The sequence below is a fragment of the Curtobacterium sp. MCLR17_032 genome, from assembly GCF_003234795.2.
In the GTDB taxonomy this organism is placed as follows: Bacteria; Actinomycetota; Actinomycetes; order Actinomycetales; family Microbacteriaceae; genus Curtobacterium.
Map to the genome: position 1 here is coordinate 1,208,105 of NZ_CP126268.1, position 18,033 is coordinate 1,226,137.

An 18,033-nucleotide genomic window follows, 5' to 3' on the forward strand; every position below is an offset into this window, starting at 1 on the left:
ACCACGGAATGCTAAGGTCGGCTGGTCTGGGGACCGTTCCCCGAGACGAACCATGACATCGCACGCAGACCGGCACGAAGCTGGTCATCGGTGGTGGCGTCCGGGCCGGTTGTCGTCCCGTGTGCTTCTACTGCTGGCCAGACATGCGTTCCGCGTCGTGGAGCGCACGTGCACGAGTGTGCCCGAGGCCTGGTCTGCTGCACGAAAAACGCAAGGAGGCATCCTCTATGGAGGGTCCCGAGATCAAGTTCGCGGAAGCGACCATCGACAACGGTCGCTTCGGCACCAGGACGGTCCGGTTCGAGACCGGTCGTCTCGCGCAGCAGGCACAGGGTGCCGTCGCCGCGTACCTCGACGAAGAGACCATGCTGCTGTCGGCCACCAGCGCCGGCAAGCACCCGCGTGAGGGCTTCGACTTCTTCCCGCTGACGGTCGACGTCGAAGAGCGCTCGTACGCCGCCGGCAAGATCCCCGGCTCGTTCTTCCGCCGCGAAGGCCGCCCCAGCACCGAGGCGATCCTCGTCTGCCGCCTGATCGACCGGCCGCTGCGCCCGTCGTTCGTCGACGGCCTCCGCAACGAGGTCCAGATCGTCATCACCGTCCTGAGCATCGCCCCGGACGAGTTCTACGACGCGCTGGCCATCAACGCCGCGTCCGCGTCCACGCAGATCTCCGGTCTGCCGTTCTCCGGCCCGATCGCCGGTGTGCGTCTCGCGCTCATCCCGGGCGCGAACGGCACCGACCAGTGGGTCGCGTTCCCGAAGGCGTCGCAGCTGGCCGAGGCCGTCTTCGACCTCACCGTCGCGGGCCGTGTCGTCACCGACGAAGCGGGCAACGAAGACGTCGCGATCATGATGGTCGAAGCCGAGGCCACCGAGCACAGCTGGGACCTCATCCAGGGCGGCGCCACCAAGCCCGACGAGTCCGTCGTCGCGCAGGGCCTCGAAGCGGCCAAGCCGTTCCTCAAGGCCCTCGTCGAGGCGCAGGCGAAGCTCGCCGCGCAGTCGGCCAAGGAGATCCAGGACTTCCCGGTCTTCCCGCCCTACGCCGACGAGGTCTACGCGGCCGTCGAGTCCCTCGCGCTCTCCGAGCTCGGTGACGTCTACAAGATCGCCGCCAAGACCGAGCGCCAGGACGCCGACGACGCACTCAAGTCGCGCGTCAAGGCAGCCATCGCCGAGCAGGTCTCCGCGGGCACGCTGCCCGAGGTCGCCAACAGCCAGGTCGGCGCCGCCTACAAGTCGGTCACGAAGAAGGTCGTCCGCGGCCGCATCCTCACCGAGCAGATCCGCATGGACGGCCGCGGCCTCGCCGACATCCGTCCGCTCGACGCCGAGGTCGCCGTGATCCCGCGCGTCCACGGTTCCGCGGTGTTCCAGCGCGGCGAGACGCAGATCCTCGGCGTCACCACGCTGAACATGCTCAAGATGGAGCAGCAGATCGACTCGCTGTCGCCCATCACGAAGAAGCGCTACCTGCACCACTACAACTTCCCGCCGTACTCGACCGGTGAGACCGGTCGCGTCGGTTCGCCGAAGCGTCGCGAGATCGGGCACGGCTTCCTCGCCGAGCGCGCCCTCGTGCCGGTGCTGCCGTCGCGCGAGGAGTTCCCGTACGCCATCCGTCAGGTCTCCGAGGCGCTCAGCTCCAACGGTTCCACCTCGATGGGTTCCGTCTGCGCCTCGACCCTGTCGCTCCTCAACGCCGGTGTGCCCCTCAAGGCCCCGGTCGCGGGCATCGCGATGGGCCTCGTCTCCGACACCGTCGACGGCCAGACCCGCTACGCGGCGCTGACCGACATCCTCGGTGCCGAGGACGCACTCGGTGACATGGACTTCAAGGTCGCCGGTACCTCCGAGTTCGTCACCGCGATCCAGCTCGACACCAAGCTCGACGGCATCCCGTCGTCCGTGCTCGACGCCGCGCTGAAGCAGGCCAAGGAAGCCCGTTCGGCCATCCTCGGTGTCCTCAACGAGGCCATCGACGGACCCGACGAGATGGCCGACACCGCCCCGCGCGTGATCTCGGTCAACATCCCGGTCGACAAGATCGGCGAGCTGATCGGCCCGAAGGGCAAGACGATCAACGGCATCCAGGACACCACGGGCGCCGACATCTCGATCGAGGACGACGGCACGGTCTACATCGGTGCCGTCGACGGTCCGTCCGCCGAGGCCGCGCGTGCGCAGGTCAACGCGATCGCGAACCCGACGAACCCGGAGATCGGGGACCAGTTCCTCGGCACGGTCGTCAAGATCGCGACGTTCGGTGCCTTCGTGTCGCTGATGCCGGGTCGTGACGGTCTGCTGCACGTCTCCGAGGTCCGCAAGCTCGCCGGTGGCAAGCGTGTGGAGAACGTCGAGGACGTCCTGGGCGTCGGCCAGAAGATCCTGGTCGAGGTCACCAAGGTGGACGACCGCGGCAAGCTCTCGCTCGCCCCGGTCGTGGCCGACGAGGTCGACACCGAGGGTCGCGACGACCACGGCACCCACACCGAGGTCCCCGCCGAAGGCTGATCCCCGATCACCTGAAGCCCACAACGGCCGCCGTCCTGCTGGACGGCGGCCGTTGTCGTGCGGGTCAGGAGGCGGGCGTCTCCTGGATGCCGACGAGCTGCGCGCGACCGAGCAGGTGCTCGCGGAACATGAAGCCGACGACGGCCGGGGTCGCCTCGGCGGGGACCTCGAGCGTCGGGACGTCCAGCGCGCTCAGCGTGAAGACGTAGCGGTGGGGGCCGTGGCCGGCGGGCGGAGCGGCACCGAGGAAGGTGTCGGTGCCGAACTCGTTGCGGCGGCGTGTGGCGCCGGCGGGCAGCAGGGCGTCGTCGGTGCCGGCGCCCTGCGGCAGCGAGCTGACCGAGGCGGGGATGTCCGACAGCGTCCAGTGCCAGAAGCCGGAGCCGGTCGGGGCGTCGGGGTCGTACACGGTGAGGACGAAGCTCTGGGTGCCCTCGGGTGCGCCGGACCACGTCAGCTCGGGGGAGCGGTCCGCGCCGCCGGCGTCGGCGCCGCGGGCTTCCTGCGGCAGCGTGCCGCCGTCGGTGAACTCGGGGCTGGTGAGGTCGAAGGTCGGGACGTCCGGCAGGTTCCAGTTGGGGTCGTTGGTCATGCTCCGAGCCAACACCCGCCGACCCGACGGAACCGGGGAACGACCCGGGGGAGTGCTCAGGCAGCTGCGGTCAGGCGGCTGCTGTCCGGCAGCTGCGCTCAGGCAGCGAGGACGCGCTCGGCCACGCGGCCGAGTGCTGCCGTCGCGGCGATCGCGTCGCCCGCGTAGGCACCGCTCATCGCCCCGTCGCGCGCGAGCATGAGCTCGTCGGCGCCGTCACCCGGCAGCGGGTGACCGGAGTCCTGCAGCAGGTCGCCGAGGCGTTCGGTGTACCAGTCGCGGTGCATGGCGACGACCTGACGGACCGGGTCGCGCGGGTCGTGGTACTCGGCGGCGGCGTTGAGGAACGCACAGCCGCGGAACTCGGCCTGGTTGACCTCGGCGGCGAGGGCGTCGACCCAGGCGCGGACCGCTGACTCCGGGGCGTCCGCGCCGGCGACGATCCGGTCCATGCGGGCCTGCACACGAGCGTGCTGCTCGTGCATGTAGGCGAGGATCAGGTTGTCCTTCGAGCCGTAGTGCTTGTAGAACGTCGCCTTCGTGACGCTCGCCTCGGAGATGAGGCGGTCGACGCCGACGCCGTGGATGCCCTCTTCGTAGAACAGCCGGAGGGCCGTCTCGAGGATACGGACCTTCGCGCCGCCGGAACGGGGAGCCGGGGGGACGCTCGACCCGTCCGGCGACGGAAGGTTCTGGGTGCTCGGGGCCGGTCCTTGCAGACGCTGACCCAGGAGACGCTGGACGGTCGGTTGGGGGGAATCGACCGTCACAGCGTGGCTCTCCTTGGGTCATCGGCTCCGCGGCGGAGTGGGGGGACTCATTGCCGCGCAGGACTGATGTCCCGAGCCACCGGGTCGAGATCTAGGGGGGCTCTCGACCCGGTGACATCACTGTAGCACGAGGAGGACAGACAGACGAGTCGGTCTGTCCACAATTCTTGTACCCCACTTCGAGTGGCGTGCCCCGCCAGCCCGTCAAACTGGGCGACGGGTGTCCGCGCTTCAGTAGAGTCATGACGATGAACCGCCCAGTGCCGCTGCCGCTCGAGGCTCCGGAAACGTCCTTCGTGACGTCCGGTGGAGCCCTCGTCCGGCGCACCGTTCTCGCCTCGGGCGTCCGTGTGCTCACCGAAGCCGTCCCCTCCGTCCACTCCACGAGCATCGGGTACTGGGTCGGTGTCGGGTCACGTGACGAACGGGCCGGACAGTTCGGCTCGACGCACTTCCTCGAGCACCTCCTCTTCAAGGGCACGACCGAGCGCAGCGCCCTCGACATCGCCGTCGCCTTCGACTCGGTCGGTGGCGAGCACAACGCCGCGACCGCCAAGGAGTACACCTGCTACTACGCCCGGGTCCGGGACACCGACGTCCCGATGGCCGTGGGCGTGATCGGTGACATGGTGACGAACTCCACGCTCGAGGACTCGGCGTTCGACATCGAGCGCGGGGTCATCCTCGAAGAGCTCGCGATGGCCGCGGACGACCCGGCCGACGTCGCGGGCGAGGCCTTCTTCGCCGCCACCTTCGACGGGCACGCCCTGGGACGCCCGATCGGCGGCACCCCGGAGAGCATCCGCGAGGTCCAGCGGGATGAGGTGATGGCCCACTACGCCGAGCACTACGAGCCGAACGGCATCGTCGTGACCGCCGCCGGCGCCGTCGACCACGACGACTTCTGCGCCCTGGTCGAGGCGGTCTTCGCCGACGCGGCCCCGGCCGTGCCCCTCGCTCGTCGCCAGGCCCGTCCCGCCGCCGACCCGGTCGAGTCGTCGCTGGCGGTCGTGCACCGGCCGACGGAACAAGTCAGCATGCTGCGCGGGTCGCAGGGCCTGGACCTCCGCGACGACCGCCGCCCGGTGCTCAGCGTGCTCAACGCCGTGCTCGGTGGCGGCATGAGTTCCCGGCTCTTCCAGGAGGTGCGCGAGCGCCGCGGCCTGGCCTACGCCGTGTCGTCCTTCGCCCCGGCCTACCTCGACAACGGCGCCTTCGGCGTCTACGCGGGCTGTGCGCCGGACAACGTCGCCGGGGTCATCGACATCATCGACGGCGAGTTCCGCCGGATGGCCGACGACGGCATCACCGACGAAGAGCTCCGACGCGCGAAGGGCCAGATCGAAGGCGCGCTGACGCTCTCGCTCGAGGACTCCGACGCCCGGATGACCCGCCTCGGTCGCGCCGAGCTCGGCACGGGGGAGTTCACCGACCTCGCGACCGCCCTCGAGCGGGTGGACCGCGTGACCGCCGCCGACGTGCTCGACCTGTCCCGCGACCTCCTGACCCGACCGATGGTGACCGCCGTCGTCGGCGACGTCCAGCGCGAGCGTCTGGCAGTGGCGCTCGGGATCGACGGTTGACCTCCACGATGTCGCACTACCTCTACCTCGTCCGCCACGGCGAACACCAGGACGCCGAGCACGGCCTCCGTGACGGCAAGCTCTCGGAACGCGGCAAGCGCCAGGCCATGCTGATCGCCGACCGCCTGGGTGGCGTGCCCTTCGACGGCGTCTGGCACTCACCGCTCGAGGCGCCGAGCGAGACCGCGTCCTTCCTGCAGCAGCGTCTGCCGGCGATCCAGCCCGAGCCGTCCACCCTGCTGTTCGACTGCATCCCGTCCGGCCCGACGCCCGACATGCCGCACGCCTACAAGGGCTGGTACGGCGGGATCACCGACGAGGAGATCGTCGCCGGTCAGGCGCAGATGGGCGACGCCGTCGCGGAGTGGTTCACCCCCGCGATGGAGGACCGGCACGACCTCCTCATCACCCACAACGCCGTCATCGGCTGGTTCGTCCGCGAGGTCTTCCAGGCCCCCGAGTGGCGCTGGATGGGCACCAACGTGGCCCACAGCTCGCTGACGATCATCCGGATCCGCTCGGCGAAGCCCGCCGAGCTCGTCACGCTCAACGACCTCGCGCACCTGCCGGTCGAACTCCGCACCGGCCTGCCGGTGCCGCAGCCGCTCTAGGGCCGGCCCCGTCTGCGGGTCGCGACCGGCGGGTCGGACCGGCACCGTTCCTCCCGGGAGGCCCGTGTTGCGTCAGCGGACCGGCTTGCGGTACCAGGCGGTCGCGTTCGGGTTGTCGTTGAAGGCCGGCACCCGGTCGTAGCCGCGACTGCGGTACATCGCGCCGGCCGCGACCAGCGCGTCGTTGGTGTCGAGGACGATGCTCGTCGCGCCGAGGCCCACCGCTGCCTGCTCGAGCACGTCCATCACGGCGGTCGCGACCCCGCGGCCGCGCCCCTCGGGCAGGACGAAGACGTGCTTCACCTCGAAGCGGACGTCGTCGCCGTCGTCGGCGATGCGCCGGAGCCCGCCGCAGCCGAGCGGTGTGTCCCCGTCGTACGCGACCACGAAGGTGCCGTTCGGCGGGGTGAGTTCGGGCGTCGGGGTGCGTTTCCGGGTGTACGTGCCCTGCGTGCTCGGGAAGGTCGCCTCGCGCTCGTCGAGGTACCGGTCGAGCAGGACGTCGACCTCCGGAGCACCGGCGCTGACGGTGCGGACGGTGACCTGGCTGCGATCCTCGGGCATGCCCCGATCCTAGGATGGAGGCATGGTCACTCCCGTCGCCGTCGTCGGCGCCTCCGGTCGGCTCGGTGCCCTCGTGGCGGCCGTCGTCGAGGAACTGCCCGACTTCGCGCTCGTCGCCCGGCTGTCGTCCGCCGACCGTGCACACGAGGCCGACGGCGCGGTGTTCGCCGGGGCGCGGATCGTCGTCGACGTCACGGTCCCGGCACTCAGCCCGGCGATCGTCGAGAACGCGCTGTCGACCGGGGCGAACGTGCTCGTCGGCACGTCCGGGTGGTCGGGGCAGCGGCTCGGCACGCTGCGGACGGCGCTCGAGGCACGCCCCGAGCAGGGTGCCTTCGTCGTGCCGAACTTCTCGATCGGTTCCGTCATCGGCACGCACCTGGCCACGATCGCGGCACCGTGGTTCCCCTCGGTCGAGATCGTCGAGAGCCACCACGCCGGCAAGATCGACTCACCGTCCGGCACCGCGGTCCGGACGGCCGAACTCATCGCCGACGCCCGTCGTGACGTCGGTCCGGTCGACGCGCCGCACGTGGACCAGCGGGCCCGCGGCCAGCAGGTCGCGAGCGTGCCGATCCACTCGCTCCGACTGCCCGGCGTGAAGGCCGTGCAGGACGTCGTGCTGAGCGGCCCCGGCGAGACGCTGACGATCCGGCACGACACCGGCGACGACACCGCGTACCTGCCCGGCATCCGCGCGGCGCTGCAGGCCGTGGGGTCGATGCGCGGCCTGACGGTCGGGCTCGGTTCCGTCCTCGGCATCGGCTAGGGGCGGTCGTGCGAGGCCTCCGGTCACCGCTCTGGGGCGTGCTGCTGATGACCGTCCTGCTCGTCGTCTACATCGTGCTCGTCGGGCAGCGGGCGGTCGCGTTCCTGTCGACGGGGATCCCGGTCGGCATCGGGATCGGCGTCGCGCTCATCGTCATCGCCGTCGTCGGCGCGGTGCTGCTCGTGCTGGAACTCCGCTTCGGCCTGCGGATCACCCGGCTCGGCACCCGACTCGAGCGCGAGGGCGGGGCTCCGGACGACGTCGTCGACGTGCGGCCCTCCGGCCGGCCCGCCCGGGCGGCCGCCGACGAGCTGTTCCCCGAGTACCGGGCAGCGGTCGAGGCGGCACCCGACGACTGGCGCGCCTGGTACCGCCTCGGAGTGGTCTACGACGCAGCGGGGGACCGGAAGCGGGCCCGGGCCGCGATGCGGACGGCACTGACCCACGCGCGGTGAACCCGGGTCCGGCCCCTTGGTCGACTCTCAGCGTCGCCGACGCTCAGAACGCCGCGTCGACGGCGTCCTCGGCCCGGGTGTACCGGAACGTGTACCCGGACTCGAGCAGCTTCGTCGGCTCCATCCGCTGGTTCGACAGCAGCATCTCGTCGGCCGCGTCCTTGAGGACCGCACGGAGCGCGAACGCCGGCACCCGGAACAGGTACGGGCGGTGCAGGTCCTCGGCGACGCGCCTGGTGATCCGCTCGGCCACGGCGGGCTCGGGGCCGGCCAGGTTCACCGGGCCGGAGACGTCGTCGGCGGTGGCGAGGTGCACGATCGCGCCGACCTCGTCCTCCAGCGCGATCCACGGCCAGTACTGGCCGCCGGTGCCCAGTCGGCTGCCGACGCCGGCCTTCGTCAGGGGGACCAGCGGCGCGAGGGCGCCGCCGCCCTGGCCGACGACGATGCCGGTGCGGAGCAGGACGACACGGACGCCCTCCGGTGCCCGCTCGGCCGCCGCCTCCCAGGCGCGGCAGACGTCGGCGAGGAAGCCGGTGCCGACGGCCGCGTCGTCACCGAGCACGTCGACGGGACGGTCGCCGTAGACGCCGGACGCCGAGCCGGACAGGAAGACCCGCGGCGGGGTGCTCGCGGCACGCATCGCCTCGACGAGGGTCGTCGTCGAGTCGATCCGGGAGGACCGGATCGCACGACGGTACGAGGCCGTCCAGGGCAGCTTGCCGAGGCTCGCCCCGGCCAGGTTGACGACGACGTCCGCGCCGTCCAGGACGGCCGGGTCGAGCGGCCGCTCGCCCGGGGCCCAGCGGAACTCGGTCGGGGTGCGCGGTTCCCGGCGGACCAGCGTCGAGACGTGGTGGCCGGCGTCACGGAAGGCACGGACCAGGGGCGTCCCGATGAAGCCGGATGCGCCGGCGACCAGGATCGAGAGCGGCTGTTGGGTCATGCCGCCACGGTACCCAGTCAGCTGACCGTGAGCCCGGGACCGTGTCGCTTAGGCTCGACGTCGTGACCGAGAACCCCACGCCGTACGAAGACCTGCTGCGCCGAGTGCTCGAGGAGGGCTCGCCGAAGGGCGACCGCACCGGCACCGGGACCCGCAGCCTGTTCGGTGCCCAGCTGCGCTACGACCTGTCGCAGGGTTTCCCGCTCATCACCACCAAGCGCGTGCACATGAAGTCGATCGCGTACGAGCTGCTCTGGTTCCTCCGCGGCGACTCGAACGTCGGCTGGCTGCAGGAGCACGGTGTCCGGATCTGGAACGAGTGGGCGGGGGAGGACGGCGACCTCGGACCGGTCTACGGCGTGCAGTGGCGCTCGTGGCCGACCCCGTCCGGCGAGCACGTCGACCAGATCGCCCAGGTGGTCGAGCAGATCCGGAGCAACCCGGACTCCCGCCGGCTCATCGTCTCGGCCTGGAACGTGGCGGACATCCCGAACATGGCGCTGGCCCCGTGCCACGCGTTCTTCCAGTTCTACGTCAACGACGGCAAGCTCTCGTGCCAGCTGTACCAGCGGAGCGCGGACATGTTCCTCGGCGTCCCGTTCAACATCGCCTCGTACGCCCTGCTCACCCACATGGTCGCCGCGCAGACCGGGCTCGAGGTCGGCGACTTCATCTGGACCGGCGGCGACTGCCACGTCTACGACAACCACGTCGAGCAGGTCCGGGAGCAGCTGTCCCGCACGGCGTTCCCGCTGCCGACGCTCGAGCTCGCCCCGCGCGACTCGATCGACGACTACGAGTACGAGGACATCACCGTCGTCGGCTACGAGCACCACCCGGCGATCTCGGGCAAGGTCGCGGTCTGATGGTGGACGGGGCTGGTGGTGCGGGCTCCGTCGGTCTGGTGTGGGCCCGCTCCACGGACGGCGTCATCGGCGCCGACGGCGGGATCCCGTGGCACGTCCCGGAGGACCTCGCCCACTTCCGCACCGTGACCGGCACCGGCACCGTGCTGATGGGCCGGCGGACGTGGCAGTCCCTGCCGGAGCGGTTCCGCCCGCTGCCCGGTCGCCGCAACGTCGTGCTCACGCGCGACCCTGCGTTCCACGCTGAGGGCGCCGAGGTCGTCCACGACCTCGATGCGGCGATCGGACAGGCCCAGTCGGCCGGCGGACCGGTCTGGGTGATCGGCGGTGGTGCCGTCTACCAGGACGCCCTGGCGCGTGCCGACCGCATCGCCGAGACGATCGTCGACGTCGTGGTCGCCGGTGACACCCGCGCGCCGACCATCGACGACGCGTGGGAGCTCGTCGAGGACGGCCCCTGGCAGGAGTCCCGGACCGGCACCCGCTACCGCTTCCTGGAGTGGCGCCGCCGCTGACCGTCCGGGTGGACGGACGCCGTGCGCGCTCGGCCCGGTACGCTGGTCTCCGTGTCCACGCGTGAGAATCCCTTCGGCCAGGTCCTCGTCGCGCTCGTGACCCCGTTCACCGCCGACGGCGAGGTGGACTGGCCGGGCGTCGAGCAGCACATCGACGACTGCATCACCGCGGGCGCCGACGGCATCGTCGTCACCGGCACCACCGGCGAGACCTCCACCCTCACCGACCCGGAGAAGCTCCGGCTGGTCGAGGTCGGCAAGTCCGTCGCCGCGGGCCGCGCGAAGATCATCACCGGCGGTGGCTCGAACGAGACCGCCCACGCGATCCACCTCTACAAGCAGAGCGAGCGCGCCGGCGCCGACGGCGTCATGATCGTCACGCCGTACTACAACAAGCCGACCCAGGCCGGTGTCCTCACGCACTTCCGGATGATCGCCGACGCGACCGACCTGCCGGTCATCCTGTACGACATCCCCGGCCGCACCGGCATCCCGATCACGTACGACACGATCCTCCGTGCGTCGAAGCACCCGAACATCCTCGCCGTGAAGGACGCCAAGGGCGACTTCGCCGAGGTGTCCCGCGTGCTCAACAACACCGACCTCATGTACTTCTCCGGCGACGACACGAACGTGCTCCCGCACCTGTCGATCGGCGCCACCGGGCTCATCGGCGTGACCGCGAACATCACGAGTGCCCCGTACCGCACCATCGTCGACGCCGTGAACCGCGGCGACCTGGCGACCGCGACCGCCGAGCACAAGCGCCTCGAGCCGCTCGTCCGCGCGGTCATGACCCACGTGCCCGGCACCGTGGCGGCGAAGTACGTACTGCACGGCCTCGGGCGCATCGGCAGCCCGCGCGTCCGGCTGCCCCTCGTCGGCCCGGAGGACTCCGAGGCGTACGCCATCGAGACCTCCCTCGAAGCCGTCGTCGACGTGCCGGGCGCCGACTTCTCCAACTTCCGCCCCGACCGCAACGCAGCGGCCGGCGGTGCACTACCGAAGGTGCCAGGCACCACTCGTTGACGAACCGTGGCGCGCTCACCGCGCGTCGCCCGAATCCGTAGGACCGAATGCCCACACAGATCTCGACTCCCCAGCCGCTCGAACCCGGAACCCTCCGAGTCATCCCCGTCGGGGGACTCGGCGAGATCGGTCGCAACATGACCGTGTACGAGTTCGAGGGCAAGATCCTCATCGTCGACGCCGGCGTGCTCTTCCCCGAGGAGCACCAGCCCGGTGTGGACCTGATCCTGCCGGACTTCGCGCCGATCCGGGACCGCCTCGACGACGTCCTCGGTGTCGTGCTCACGCACGGTCACGAGGACCACATCGGCGCCGTCCCGTACCTGCTGAAGCTCCGCGGTGACATCCCGCTGATCGGCTCCACGCTGACCCTCGCGCTCGTCGAGGCGAAGCTCAAGGAACACCGGATCAAGCCCTACACGCTGAACGTGGCCGAGGACCAGACCGAGCAGATCGGTCCGTTCCACCTCGAGTTCGTCGCCGTGAACCACTCGATCCCGGACGCCCTCGCCGTCGCCATCACCACCCCGGCCGGCCGCGTGCTGCACACCGGCGACTTCAAGATGGACCAGCTCCCGCTGGACGACCGGATCACGGACCTCCGTGCCTTCGCGCGCCTCGGTGAGCTCGGCGTCGACCTGTTCCTGCCGGACTCGACGAACGCCGACGTGCCGGGCTTCACCGCACCGGAGCGCGACATCGGCCCGGTGCTCGAGAGCATCATCACGAAGGCCCGCAAGAAGGTCGTCGTGGCGAGCTTCTCGTCCCACGTGCACCGCGTGCAGCAGGTCCTCGACGCCGCCGCGGCCGCGAACCGCAAGGTCGCGTTCATGGGGCGCTCGATGATCCGCAACATGACGATCGCCGCCGAGCTCGGGTACCTCCGCGTCCCGGAGAACGTGCTCATCGACACGAAGAAGGCGAAGAACGTCCCCGACGACCAGATCGTCTACATGTCGACCGGGTCCCAGGGCGAGCCGATGGCCGTCCTGGCGCGGATGGCGAACCTCGAGCACCAGATCGAGATCGGTGAGGGCGACACCGTCATCCTCGCCTCGTCGCTGATCCCGGGCAACGAGAACGCCGTCTACCGCGTCATCGACGGTCTGACGAAGCTCGGCGCGAAGGTCGTGCACAAGGGCAACGCCAAGGTGCACGTCTCCGGACACGCCTCCGCCGGCGAGCTGCTCTACTGCTACAACATCCTGCGTCCGCGCAACGTCATGCCCGTGCACGGCGAGCACCGCCACCTGTTCGCGAACGCCGACCTGGCGATCCAGACGGGTGTCCCGCCGCGCAACGTCATCCTGGGCGAGGACGGCACCGTCGTCGACCTCAAGGACGGCCAGGTCACGGTCGCCGGGCAGCTCGACATCGCGTACGTGTACGTCGACGGCTCCACGGTCGGCGAGATCACCGACGCCGACCTCAAGGACCGCCGCGTCCTGGCCGAAGAGGGCTTCATCACCGTCTTCTGCGCGGTCGACTTCACGACCGGCCAGTGCGTCATCGGCCCGGAGATCCAGTCGCGCGGGTTCGCCGAGGACGACTCGGTGTTCGACGACGTGCGTCCGCAGATCGCGAAGGCCCTGGCCGACGCCGCGGGCAACGGCACGCGGGACGCGCACGCGTTCAGCCAGGTGGTCCGCCGCACGGTCGGTCGCTGGGTGAACACGAAGCACCGTCGTCGTCCGATGATCGTGCCGGTGGTCATCGAGGCCTGACGCCTCGCAGATCCGACTGACGGGAGGCCCGTCGCACGTCCGCCACGGACGCTGCGGCGGGCCTCTCGTCCTTCGTCGTCGGCTGGCGTTAGGGTCGTCCCCATGGCCGGAGGCACCAAGTCGACCACGCGCACGCGCGCGTCGTCATCGTCGACCCGTGGAGGCGGGTCGCGCGGGACGTCGCGTACCCAGGCCACGACGAAGAAACTGCCGCAGGCGGCGCCGACACCGGTGTTCCGCGAGCAGAACCCGCTCGTGACGGCGTGGCTCGGCATGGCGCACGGCGTCGGTGCCGGCTTCCGGTTGCTCGGCAAGGAGTCCCTCGAGAAGGACCAGCGCCGCGACGGGTTCCCGTTCCTGCTGTTCGTCCTGGCCATCGCCGGCGGGGTCGTCGAGTGGTTGAACCCGACGAACGCCGTGTCGATCGCCCTCGACGCGTACACGTTCGGCGGGCTGTTCGGTCGGCTGGCGTTCGCGCTGCCCGTGATCATGGTCGTGTTCGCCGGCTGGCTCTTCCGGCACCCGGCGTCCGTGCACGACAACACCCGGATCGGCATCGGCCTGGGGCTGATGCTCGTGTCGATCGCGTCGCTGTGCCACGTGTTCGGTGGTCAGCCGAGCGCGGTGGACGGCATGCCCGCCCTCGCCGCGGCCGGTGGGGTGCTCGGTTGGGTCGTCATCGGCTGGCTCGTCGCGGTCGCCACGGCCTGGGTCGCCGTCCCGGTCGCGGTCGTGCTGCTCGCACTCTCGCTCTTCATCATCACCAAGACGCCGCCGAACCAGCTCGGTCGGCGTCTGCACGAGCTCTACGCCTACTTGTTCGGGGCTCCCGGCCCGGCGGCGGAGACGGACGAGACCCCGAGTGCTGCCGAGACCGGGGCGGTCGCGACGAAGCCGACCCGGAAGCGTGGCGCGAAGGGGCAGTCCCAGGACTTCCCGCTGTTCGAGGACCTCGGGTTCGACGAGGACGGCGCTCCGATCGACCCGGGCGCGGACGAACACCTGCCCTGGTGGCGGCGCAACAAGTCCGGGCGCGAAGAGGACCCGGCGTTCGACAGCCCGGTCATCCCGCCGGCCGGTGCGGCTGCGGCCGGTGCCGGTCCGCGCGGTGCGGGTGCTGCCGGTGCTGCCGCCGGGCTCCGCGACTTGACGCCGGCCGAGCCCGAATCGGTCAACCTCAACGACTCGATCGAGCAGGACGTCGCCGACGACCTCGACCGTGCGGAGCAGGCGCTCCGCGACTTCGGGTCGCCTGCGGCCGCGGCCGCACCGACCGAGGCGTTCCGTCCGGACCGCGACGTCGCGGCGGCCGTGGCCACGGGCCTCCCGTCCAGCGCTGCCGCCGTTGCAGCGCCGGCCGTCGCCCCGGTCCCGTCTGTGCCCGTCGTGTCGGGTGCGTCCGACCTCGGGGAGGTCGGGGTCGAGGACGAGCCGGAGGGCCTGCCGGTCGCCAGCACCGACGACCCGGCCCACCCGTACCGCCTGCCCGCCGCGTCTACGCTGACTCCGGGCACACCCTCGGTCGCGCGCAGCCAGGCGAACGACGAGATCGTCGCGGCGATCACCGGTGTGCTCACCGAGTTCAAGGTCGACGCGCGGGTCACCGGGTTCTCCCGTGGGCCGACGGTCACGCGGTACGAGATCGAGCTCGGCCCGGGCGTCAAGGTCGAACGCGTCACCGCCCTGTCGAAGAACCTGTCGTACGCGGTGGCCTCGAACGAGGTCCGCATCCTCTCGCCGATCCCGGGCAAGAGCGCGATCGGCGTCGAGATCCCGAACAGCGACCGCGAGATCGTGTCCCTGGGTGACGTGCTCCGTTCGAGCGCGGCCACCAAGTCCAAGCACCCGATGACGATCGGCGTCGGCAAGGACGTCGAGGGCGGCTTCGTCGTCGCGAACCTGGCGAAGATGCCGCACCTGCTCGTCGCGGGCTCCACCGGCTCCGGCAAGTCCGTGTTCATCAACTCGATGATCACCTCGCTGCTCATGCGCGCGAAGCCGTCCGAGGTCCGCATGGTCCTGGTCGACCCGAAGCGCGTCGAGCTGTCGATCTACGCCGGGGTCCCGCACCTCATCACGCCCATCATCACGAACCCGAAGAAGGCGGCCGAAGCGCTGCAGTGGGTCGTGAAGGAGATGGACATGCGGTACGACGACCTGGCGTCCTTCGGGTTCCGCCACGTCGACGACTTCAACAAGGCCGTCCAGAACGAGGAGATCGTCCTGCCGGCGGGCAGCGAGCGGAAGCTCAAGCCGTACCCGTACCTGCTCGTCGTCGTCGACGAGCTCGCGGACCTCATGCTCGTCGCCCCACGCGACGTCGAGGAGTCGATCGTCCGGATCACTCAGCTCGCCCGCGCCGCCGGCATCCACCTCGTGCTCGCCACGCAGCGCCCGTCGGTCGACGTCATCACCGGCCTCATCAAGGCGAACGTGCCGTCCCGGATCGCGTTCGCCGTGACGAGCGTCACCGACTCCCGGGTCATCCTCGACCAGCCGGGCGCCGACAAGCTCATCGGCCAGGGCGATGCGCTCTTCCTGCCGATGGGGTCCTCGAAGGCTGTCCGCGTGCAGGGCGCCTGGGTGCAGGAGAGCGAGGTCGCCGAGGTCGTCCAGCACGTCACCCGGCAGGCACAGCCCGAGTACCGCCAGGACGTCGCGGCCGTGGTCGAGCGCAAGGAGATCGACGCCGACATCGGCGACGACCTCGAGCTGCTGCTCGCGGCGGTCGAGCAGGTCGTCTCGACGCAGTTCGGGTCGACGTCGATGCTGCAGCGGAAGCTGCGTGTCGGCTTCGCGAAGGCGGGGCGTCTCATGGACCTGATGGAGTCCCGCGACATCGTCGGTCCGTCCGAGGGGTCGAAGGCGCGCGACGTCCTCGTCACCGGGGACCAGCTGCCGTCGGTGCTCGCGAAGCTCCGCGGTGAGGAGCCGCCGGCACCTGCCGCGGCAGCACCGACCGCCGCTCTGCCGTCGTCGTCCGCCGCGGTGCCGACCTCGGCCACGGAGTCCGACGACCGGTACGGCAACGACCCGGTCGCCGGCATGACGCGTGGGTACGATGAGGTGACAGGCGATGACGACGACGAAGACGCCTGGGGCCTGACGGGCAGGGAGTGAGACCATGACCGCCTCTGACGGCAACACGAACCGGTTCCCGTGGCGTGGCCGGATCCTCCGCAAGGGTCCCGGCCCCGCGTCCACCGCGAACGTCGCCAACATCATCACCGTGGTGCGCATCCTCATGGCGCCGCTGTTCTTCGTCCTGCTGCTGACCGACGCCGGTGCGGACGGCCCGGTGCGCATCTGGGCCGCGGTGCTCTTCGTCGTGGCGATCGTCACCGACAGCGCGGACGGCATCATCGCCCGCCGACAGAACCTGGTGACCGACTTCGGCAAGCTCGTCGACCCGATCGCCGACAAGGTGCTGATCGGCGGCGCGCTCGTCGCCCTGTCGATCCTCGGTGAACTTCCCTGGTACGTGACGGTGCTGATCATGGTGCGCGAGATCGGCATCACGGTCTTCCGGTTCGCGGTGCTGTCCGACCGGGTGATCCCGGCCAGCCGCGGCGGCAAGATCAAGACGGTGCTGCAGGCCGTCGCGCTCACGCTCGCGCTGTTCCCGTGGTGGAACCTCGTCGGCGACCTGGCGCACTGGGTCAACGGCATCTTTATGACCGCAGCGGTCGTCGCGACGGTCGCCAGCGGGGTGGACTACCTCGTGCAGGCGTGGCGGCACAACCGGACCGCAGCGTGAGCCTCCCGGCCTCCACCGAGGTCGCTGGCGTCACTGACATCGCTCGTGCGCTCGTCGCGGAGCTGACCGCTCGTGGTGAGACCGTCGCGGTGGCGGAGTCGCTGACCGGCGGACTCGTCGTCGCGGAGCTGGTCGGCGTCCCCGGAGCCAGTGCGGTCGTGCGCGGGGGAGTCGTGGCCTACGCGACCCCGGTGAAGGCGACCGTGCTCGGCGTCGATGCCGAGCTGCTCGCCGAACACGGTGCGGTCGATCCGGAGGTCGCGCGCCAGATGGCCGCGGGTGTCCGGATGGCGCTGGCGGTCGACGACGTCCCGGCGACCTGGGGCATCAGCACGACGGGTGTCGCCGGACCGGATCCCCAGGACGGTCAGCCGGTCGGGACCGTGTTCGTCGGAATCGCCAGCGCGGCCGGTGCGGAAGCGGTCGAACTGCACCTGGACGGGGACCGCGGAGCAATCCGTCGGGCCGTCGTCTCCGAACTCCTGGCACGACTGCGATCCAGACTGCAGGGCGTGGAATAGGCGGCGTGACCGTCAGGTTACATCTCACGCAATCTCCAGCAGGACGGCAGCCGCACTGGCTAACATGCTGCAACCGGCAACCTCATCGTTGCCGAACCCGAGCTCGGTCATCCCGACCGAGCGGGCGCGGAGATGACAGGAAGGAGGAGTTCTCATGGTTCTCGTTCGTCAGGAAATCGGCGATGTGCTGCGGGACTTCCGCTTGCAGAAGGGCCGGACCCTCCGTCAGGTCGCGTCCAAGGCCAGCGTTGCCCTCGGGTACCTCAGCGAGGTCGAGCGTGGTCAGAAAGAAGCCAGCTCGGAGATCCTCGCCTCGGTCGCGGATGCTCTCGACACCCCCATCTCGACGATCATGCGCGAAGTGGGCGACCGCCTCGCGGTGGTCGAAGGACTCACCCGGGTCCCGGACACGCTTCCCGATGAACTCGTCGCCGAGTTCGACAACGACCTCGCGGTGCGCTGAGGCCGATCTCACGAACGAACGCCCTCGCCGGTCCGCCGGCGGGGGCGTTCCCCGTTGTTAGGGTGGTCCGATGCGCGTGAGTGAGTTCTGGCGAGCCGTCGACCAGGTGTTCGGGGATGCCTACGGTGCCGTCGTCGCGCGGGACGTCGTGCTCGAGCAGCTCGGCGGTCGTTCGGCAGCGGACGCCCTGGCCGCGGGCATCGACGCCCGCACGGTCTGGGAAGCGCTGTGCGACTCGCAGGACGTCCCGGAAGCGCGTCGGCACGGGCGCGGTCTGCAGGACCCGCGGGACTGACGAACGGCCCTGTCCGACCCTCCCCGATGGGAACACCTGTTCGGCGTGTCGCTCGAA

The 18,033-nt window shown here is 70.5% G+C and carries 18 protein-coding genes; 14 read left to right on the forward strand and 4 right to left on the reverse strand.

Annotated features, from left to right (window positions below; all coding sequences use genetic code 11):
• Positions 1-227 precede the first annotated feature (227 nt).
• Complete coding sequence (locus tag DEI97_RS05690; RefSeq protein ID WP_111075509.1) at positions 228-2,516, forward strand: polyribonucleotide nucleotidyltransferase; 2,289 nt, start codon at positions 228-230, stop codon at positions 2,514-2,516.
• A 64-nt stretch (positions 2,517-2,580) separates the two neighbouring features.
• Here the strand turns inward: DEI97_RS05690 and DEI97_RS05695 are convergent, their stop codons facing one another.
• The gene (locus DEI97_RS05695; protein ID WP_111075508.1) at positions 2,581-3,108 is read right to left on the reverse strand and encodes a YbhB/YbcL family Raf kinase inhibitor-like protein; all 528 of its coding nucleotides are present in this window, start codon (positions 3,106-3,108) and stop codon (positions 2,581-2,583) included.
• 98 nt (positions 3,109-3,206) lie between these two features.
• Positions 3,207-3,878, reverse strand: a complete 672-nt coding sequence (locus DEI97_RS05700; RefSeq protein WP_111075507.1) for a TetR/AcrR family transcriptional regulator — start codon at positions 3,876-3,878, stop codon at positions 3,207-3,209.
• A 248-nt stretch (positions 3,879-4,126) separates the two neighbouring features.
• Between DEI97_RS05700 and DEI97_RS05705 the strand changes: the two genes are divergently transcribed.
• Both DEI97_RS05705 and DEI97_RS05710 read left to right on the forward strand, forming a co-directional pair.
• Complete coding sequence (locus DEI97_RS05705) at positions 4,127-5,461, forward strand: M16 family metallopeptidase (protein WP_111075535.1); 1,335 nt, start codon at positions 4,127-4,129, stop codon at positions 5,459-5,461.
• An 8-nt stretch (positions 5,462-5,469) separates the two neighbouring features.
• Positions 5,470-6,072 (forward strand): histidine phosphatase family protein, encoded by a 603-nt coding sequence (locus DEI97_RS05710; RefSeq protein ID WP_111075506.1) that lies wholly within the window; start codon positions 5,470-5,472, stop codon positions 6,070-6,072.
• 72 nt (positions 6,073-6,144) lie between these two features.
• Here the strand turns inward: DEI97_RS05710 and DEI97_RS05715 are convergent, their stop codons facing one another.
• Positions 6,145-6,636, reverse strand: a complete 492-nt coding sequence (locus tag DEI97_RS05715) for a GNAT family N-acetyltransferase (RefSeq protein ID WP_111075505.1) — start codon at positions 6,634-6,636, stop codon at positions 6,145-6,147.
• Between the two features lie 22 nt (positions 6,637-6,658).
• Here DEI97_RS05715 and DEI97_RS05720 point away from each other — a divergent pair, with 22 nt between their 5' ends.
• Both DEI97_RS05720 and DEI97_RS05725 read left to right on the forward strand, forming a co-directional pair.
• Positions 6,659-7,405 carry a 4-hydroxy-tetrahydrodipicolinate reductase gene (locus DEI97_RS05720; RefSeq protein ID WP_111075504.1) on the forward strand — a complete coding sequence of 249 codons (747 nt, stop codon included), beginning with the start codon at positions 6,659-6,661 and terminating at the stop codon, positions 7,403-7,405.
• A 47-nt stretch (positions 7,406-7,452) separates the two neighbouring features.
• Entirely contained in the window at positions 7,453-7,860 is a 408-nt protein-coding gene (locus tag DEI97_RS05725) for a tetratricopeptide repeat protein (protein WP_111075534.1), read from the forward strand.
• 43 nt (positions 7,861-7,903) lie between these two features.
• On the opposite strand, the gene DEI97_RS05730 is transcribed toward DEI97_RS05725, so the two are convergent.
• Complete coding sequence (locus DEI97_RS05730) at positions 7,904-8,806, reverse strand: TIGR01777 family oxidoreductase (RefSeq protein WP_111075503.1); 903 nt, start codon at positions 8,804-8,806, stop codon at positions 7,904-7,906.
• A gap of 62 nt (positions 8,807-8,868) precedes the next feature.
• Between DEI97_RS05730 and DEI97_RS05735 the strand changes: the two genes are divergently transcribed.
• From DEI97_RS05735 to DEI97_RS05775, 9 genes are all read left to right on the forward strand, one after another.
• Positions 8,869-9,672, forward strand: coding sequence for a thymidylate synthase (locus DEI97_RS05735; protein WP_111075502.1), 804 nt, complete (start codon positions 8,869-8,871; stop codon positions 9,670-9,672).
• On the forward strand, positions 9,672-10,187 hold the full coding sequence (locus tag DEI97_RS05740; protein ID WP_111075501.1) for a dihydrofolate reductase: 516 nt from the start codon (positions 9,672-9,674) through the stop codon (positions 10,185-10,187). The genes DEI97_RS05735 and DEI97_RS05740 overlap by 1 nt, the downstream gene beginning before the upstream one ends.
• A gap of 51 nt (positions 10,188-10,238) precedes the next feature.
• Positions 10,239-11,216 (forward strand): 4-hydroxy-tetrahydrodipicolinate synthase, encoded by a 978-nt coding sequence (gene dapA, locus DEI97_RS05745; protein WP_111075500.1) that lies wholly within the window; start codon positions 10,239-10,241, stop codon positions 11,214-11,216.
• 47 nt (positions 11,217-11,263) lie between these two features.
• Positions 11,264-12,940, forward strand: a complete 1,677-nt coding sequence (locus tag DEI97_RS05750) for a ribonuclease J (protein ID WP_111075499.1) — start codon at positions 11,264-11,266, stop codon at positions 12,938-12,940.
• Between the two features lie 102 nt (positions 12,941-13,042).
• Positions 13,043-16,060 carry an FtsK/SpoIIIE family DNA translocase gene (locus DEI97_RS05755; RefSeq protein ID WP_111075498.1) on the forward strand — a complete coding sequence of 1,006 codons (3,018 nt, stop codon included), beginning with the start codon at positions 13,043-13,045 and terminating at the stop codon, positions 16,058-16,060.
• 4 nt (positions 16,061-16,064) lie between these two features.
• Entirely contained in the window at positions 16,065-16,697 is a 633-nt protein-coding gene (gene pgsA, locus DEI97_RS05760) for a CDP-diacylglycerol--glycerol-3-phosphate 3-phosphatidyltransferase (protein WP_111075497.1), read from the forward strand.
• Entirely contained in the window at positions 16,694-17,218 is a 525-nt protein-coding gene (locus tag DEI97_RS05765; protein ID WP_220039226.1) for a nicotinamide-nucleotide amidohydrolase family protein, read from the forward strand. The genes pgsA and DEI97_RS05765 overlap by 4 nt, the downstream gene beginning before the upstream one ends.
• A 154-nt stretch (positions 17,219-17,372) precedes the next feature.
• The gene (locus DEI97_RS05770) at positions 17,373-17,681 is read left to right on the forward strand and encodes a helix-turn-helix domain-containing protein (protein WP_110823882.1); all 309 of its coding nucleotides are present in this window, start codon (positions 17,373-17,375) and stop codon (positions 17,679-17,681) included.
• Between the two features lie 70 nt (positions 17,682-17,751).
• Complete coding sequence (locus DEI97_RS05775; protein WP_111075496.1) at positions 17,752-17,976, forward strand: DUF3046 domain-containing protein; 225 nt, start codon at positions 17,752-17,754, stop codon at positions 17,974-17,976.
• Positions 17,977-18,033: the final 57 nt, after the last annotated feature.

Excerpts from the sequence above, each read along its gene's own strand:
- DEI97_RS05690 (WP_111075509.1), top strand. The coding sequence starts at position 228 with ATGGAGGGTCCCGAGATCAAGTTCGCGGAAGCGACCATCGACAACGGT.
- DEI97_RS05695 (WP_111075508.1), bottom strand. The coding sequence starts at position 3,108 with ATGACCAACGACCCCAACTGGAACCTGCCGGACGTCCCGACCTTCGAC.
- DEI97_RS05705 (WP_111075535.1), top strand. The coding sequence starts at position 4,127 with ATGAACCGCCCAGTGCCGCTGCCGCTCGAGGCTCCGGAAACGTCCTTC.
- DEI97_RS05710 (WP_111075506.1), top strand. The coding sequence starts at position 5,470 with ATGTCGCACTACCTCTACCTCGTCCGCCACGGCGAACACCAGGACGCC.
- DEI97_RS05715 (WP_111075505.1), bottom strand. The coding sequence starts at position 6,636 with ATGCCCGAGGATCGCAGCCAGGTCACCGTCCGCACCGTCAGCGCCGGT.
- DEI97_RS05720 (WP_111075504.1), top strand. The coding sequence starts at position 6,659 with ATGGTCACTCCCGTCGCCGTCGTCGGCGCCTCCGGTCGGCTCGGTGCC.
- DEI97_RS05725 (WP_111075534.1), top strand. The coding sequence starts at position 7,453 with ATGACCGTCCTGCTCGTCGTCTACATCGTGCTCGTCGGGCAGCGGGCG.
- DEI97_RS05730 (WP_111075503.1), bottom strand. The coding sequence starts at position 8,806 with ATGACCCAACAGCCGCTCTCGATCCTGGTCGCCGGCGCATCCGGCTTC.
- DEI97_RS05740 (WP_111075501.1), top strand. The coding sequence starts at position 9,672 with ATGGTGGACGGGGCTGGTGGTGCGGGCTCCGTCGGTCTGGTGTGGGCC.
- DEI97_RS05750 (WP_111075499.1), top strand. The coding sequence starts at position 11,264 with ATGCCCACACAGATCTCGACTCCCCAGCCGCTCGAACCCGGAACCCTC.
- DEI97_RS05755 (WP_111075498.1), top strand. The coding sequence starts at position 13,043 with ATGGCCGGAGGCACCAAGTCGACCACGCGCACGCGCGCGTCGTCATCG.
- pgsA (WP_111075497.1), top strand. The coding sequence starts at position 16,065 with ATGACCGCCTCTGACGGCAACACGAACCGGTTCCCGTGGCGTGGCCGG.
- DEI97_RS05770 (WP_110823882.1), top strand. The coding sequence starts at position 17,373 with ATGGTTCTCGTTCGTCAGGAAATCGGCGATGTGCTGCGGGACTTCCGC.
- DEI97_RS05775 (WP_111075496.1), top strand. The coding sequence starts at position 17,752 with ATGCGCGTGAGTGAGTTCTGGCGAGCCGTCGACCAGGTGTTCGGGGAT.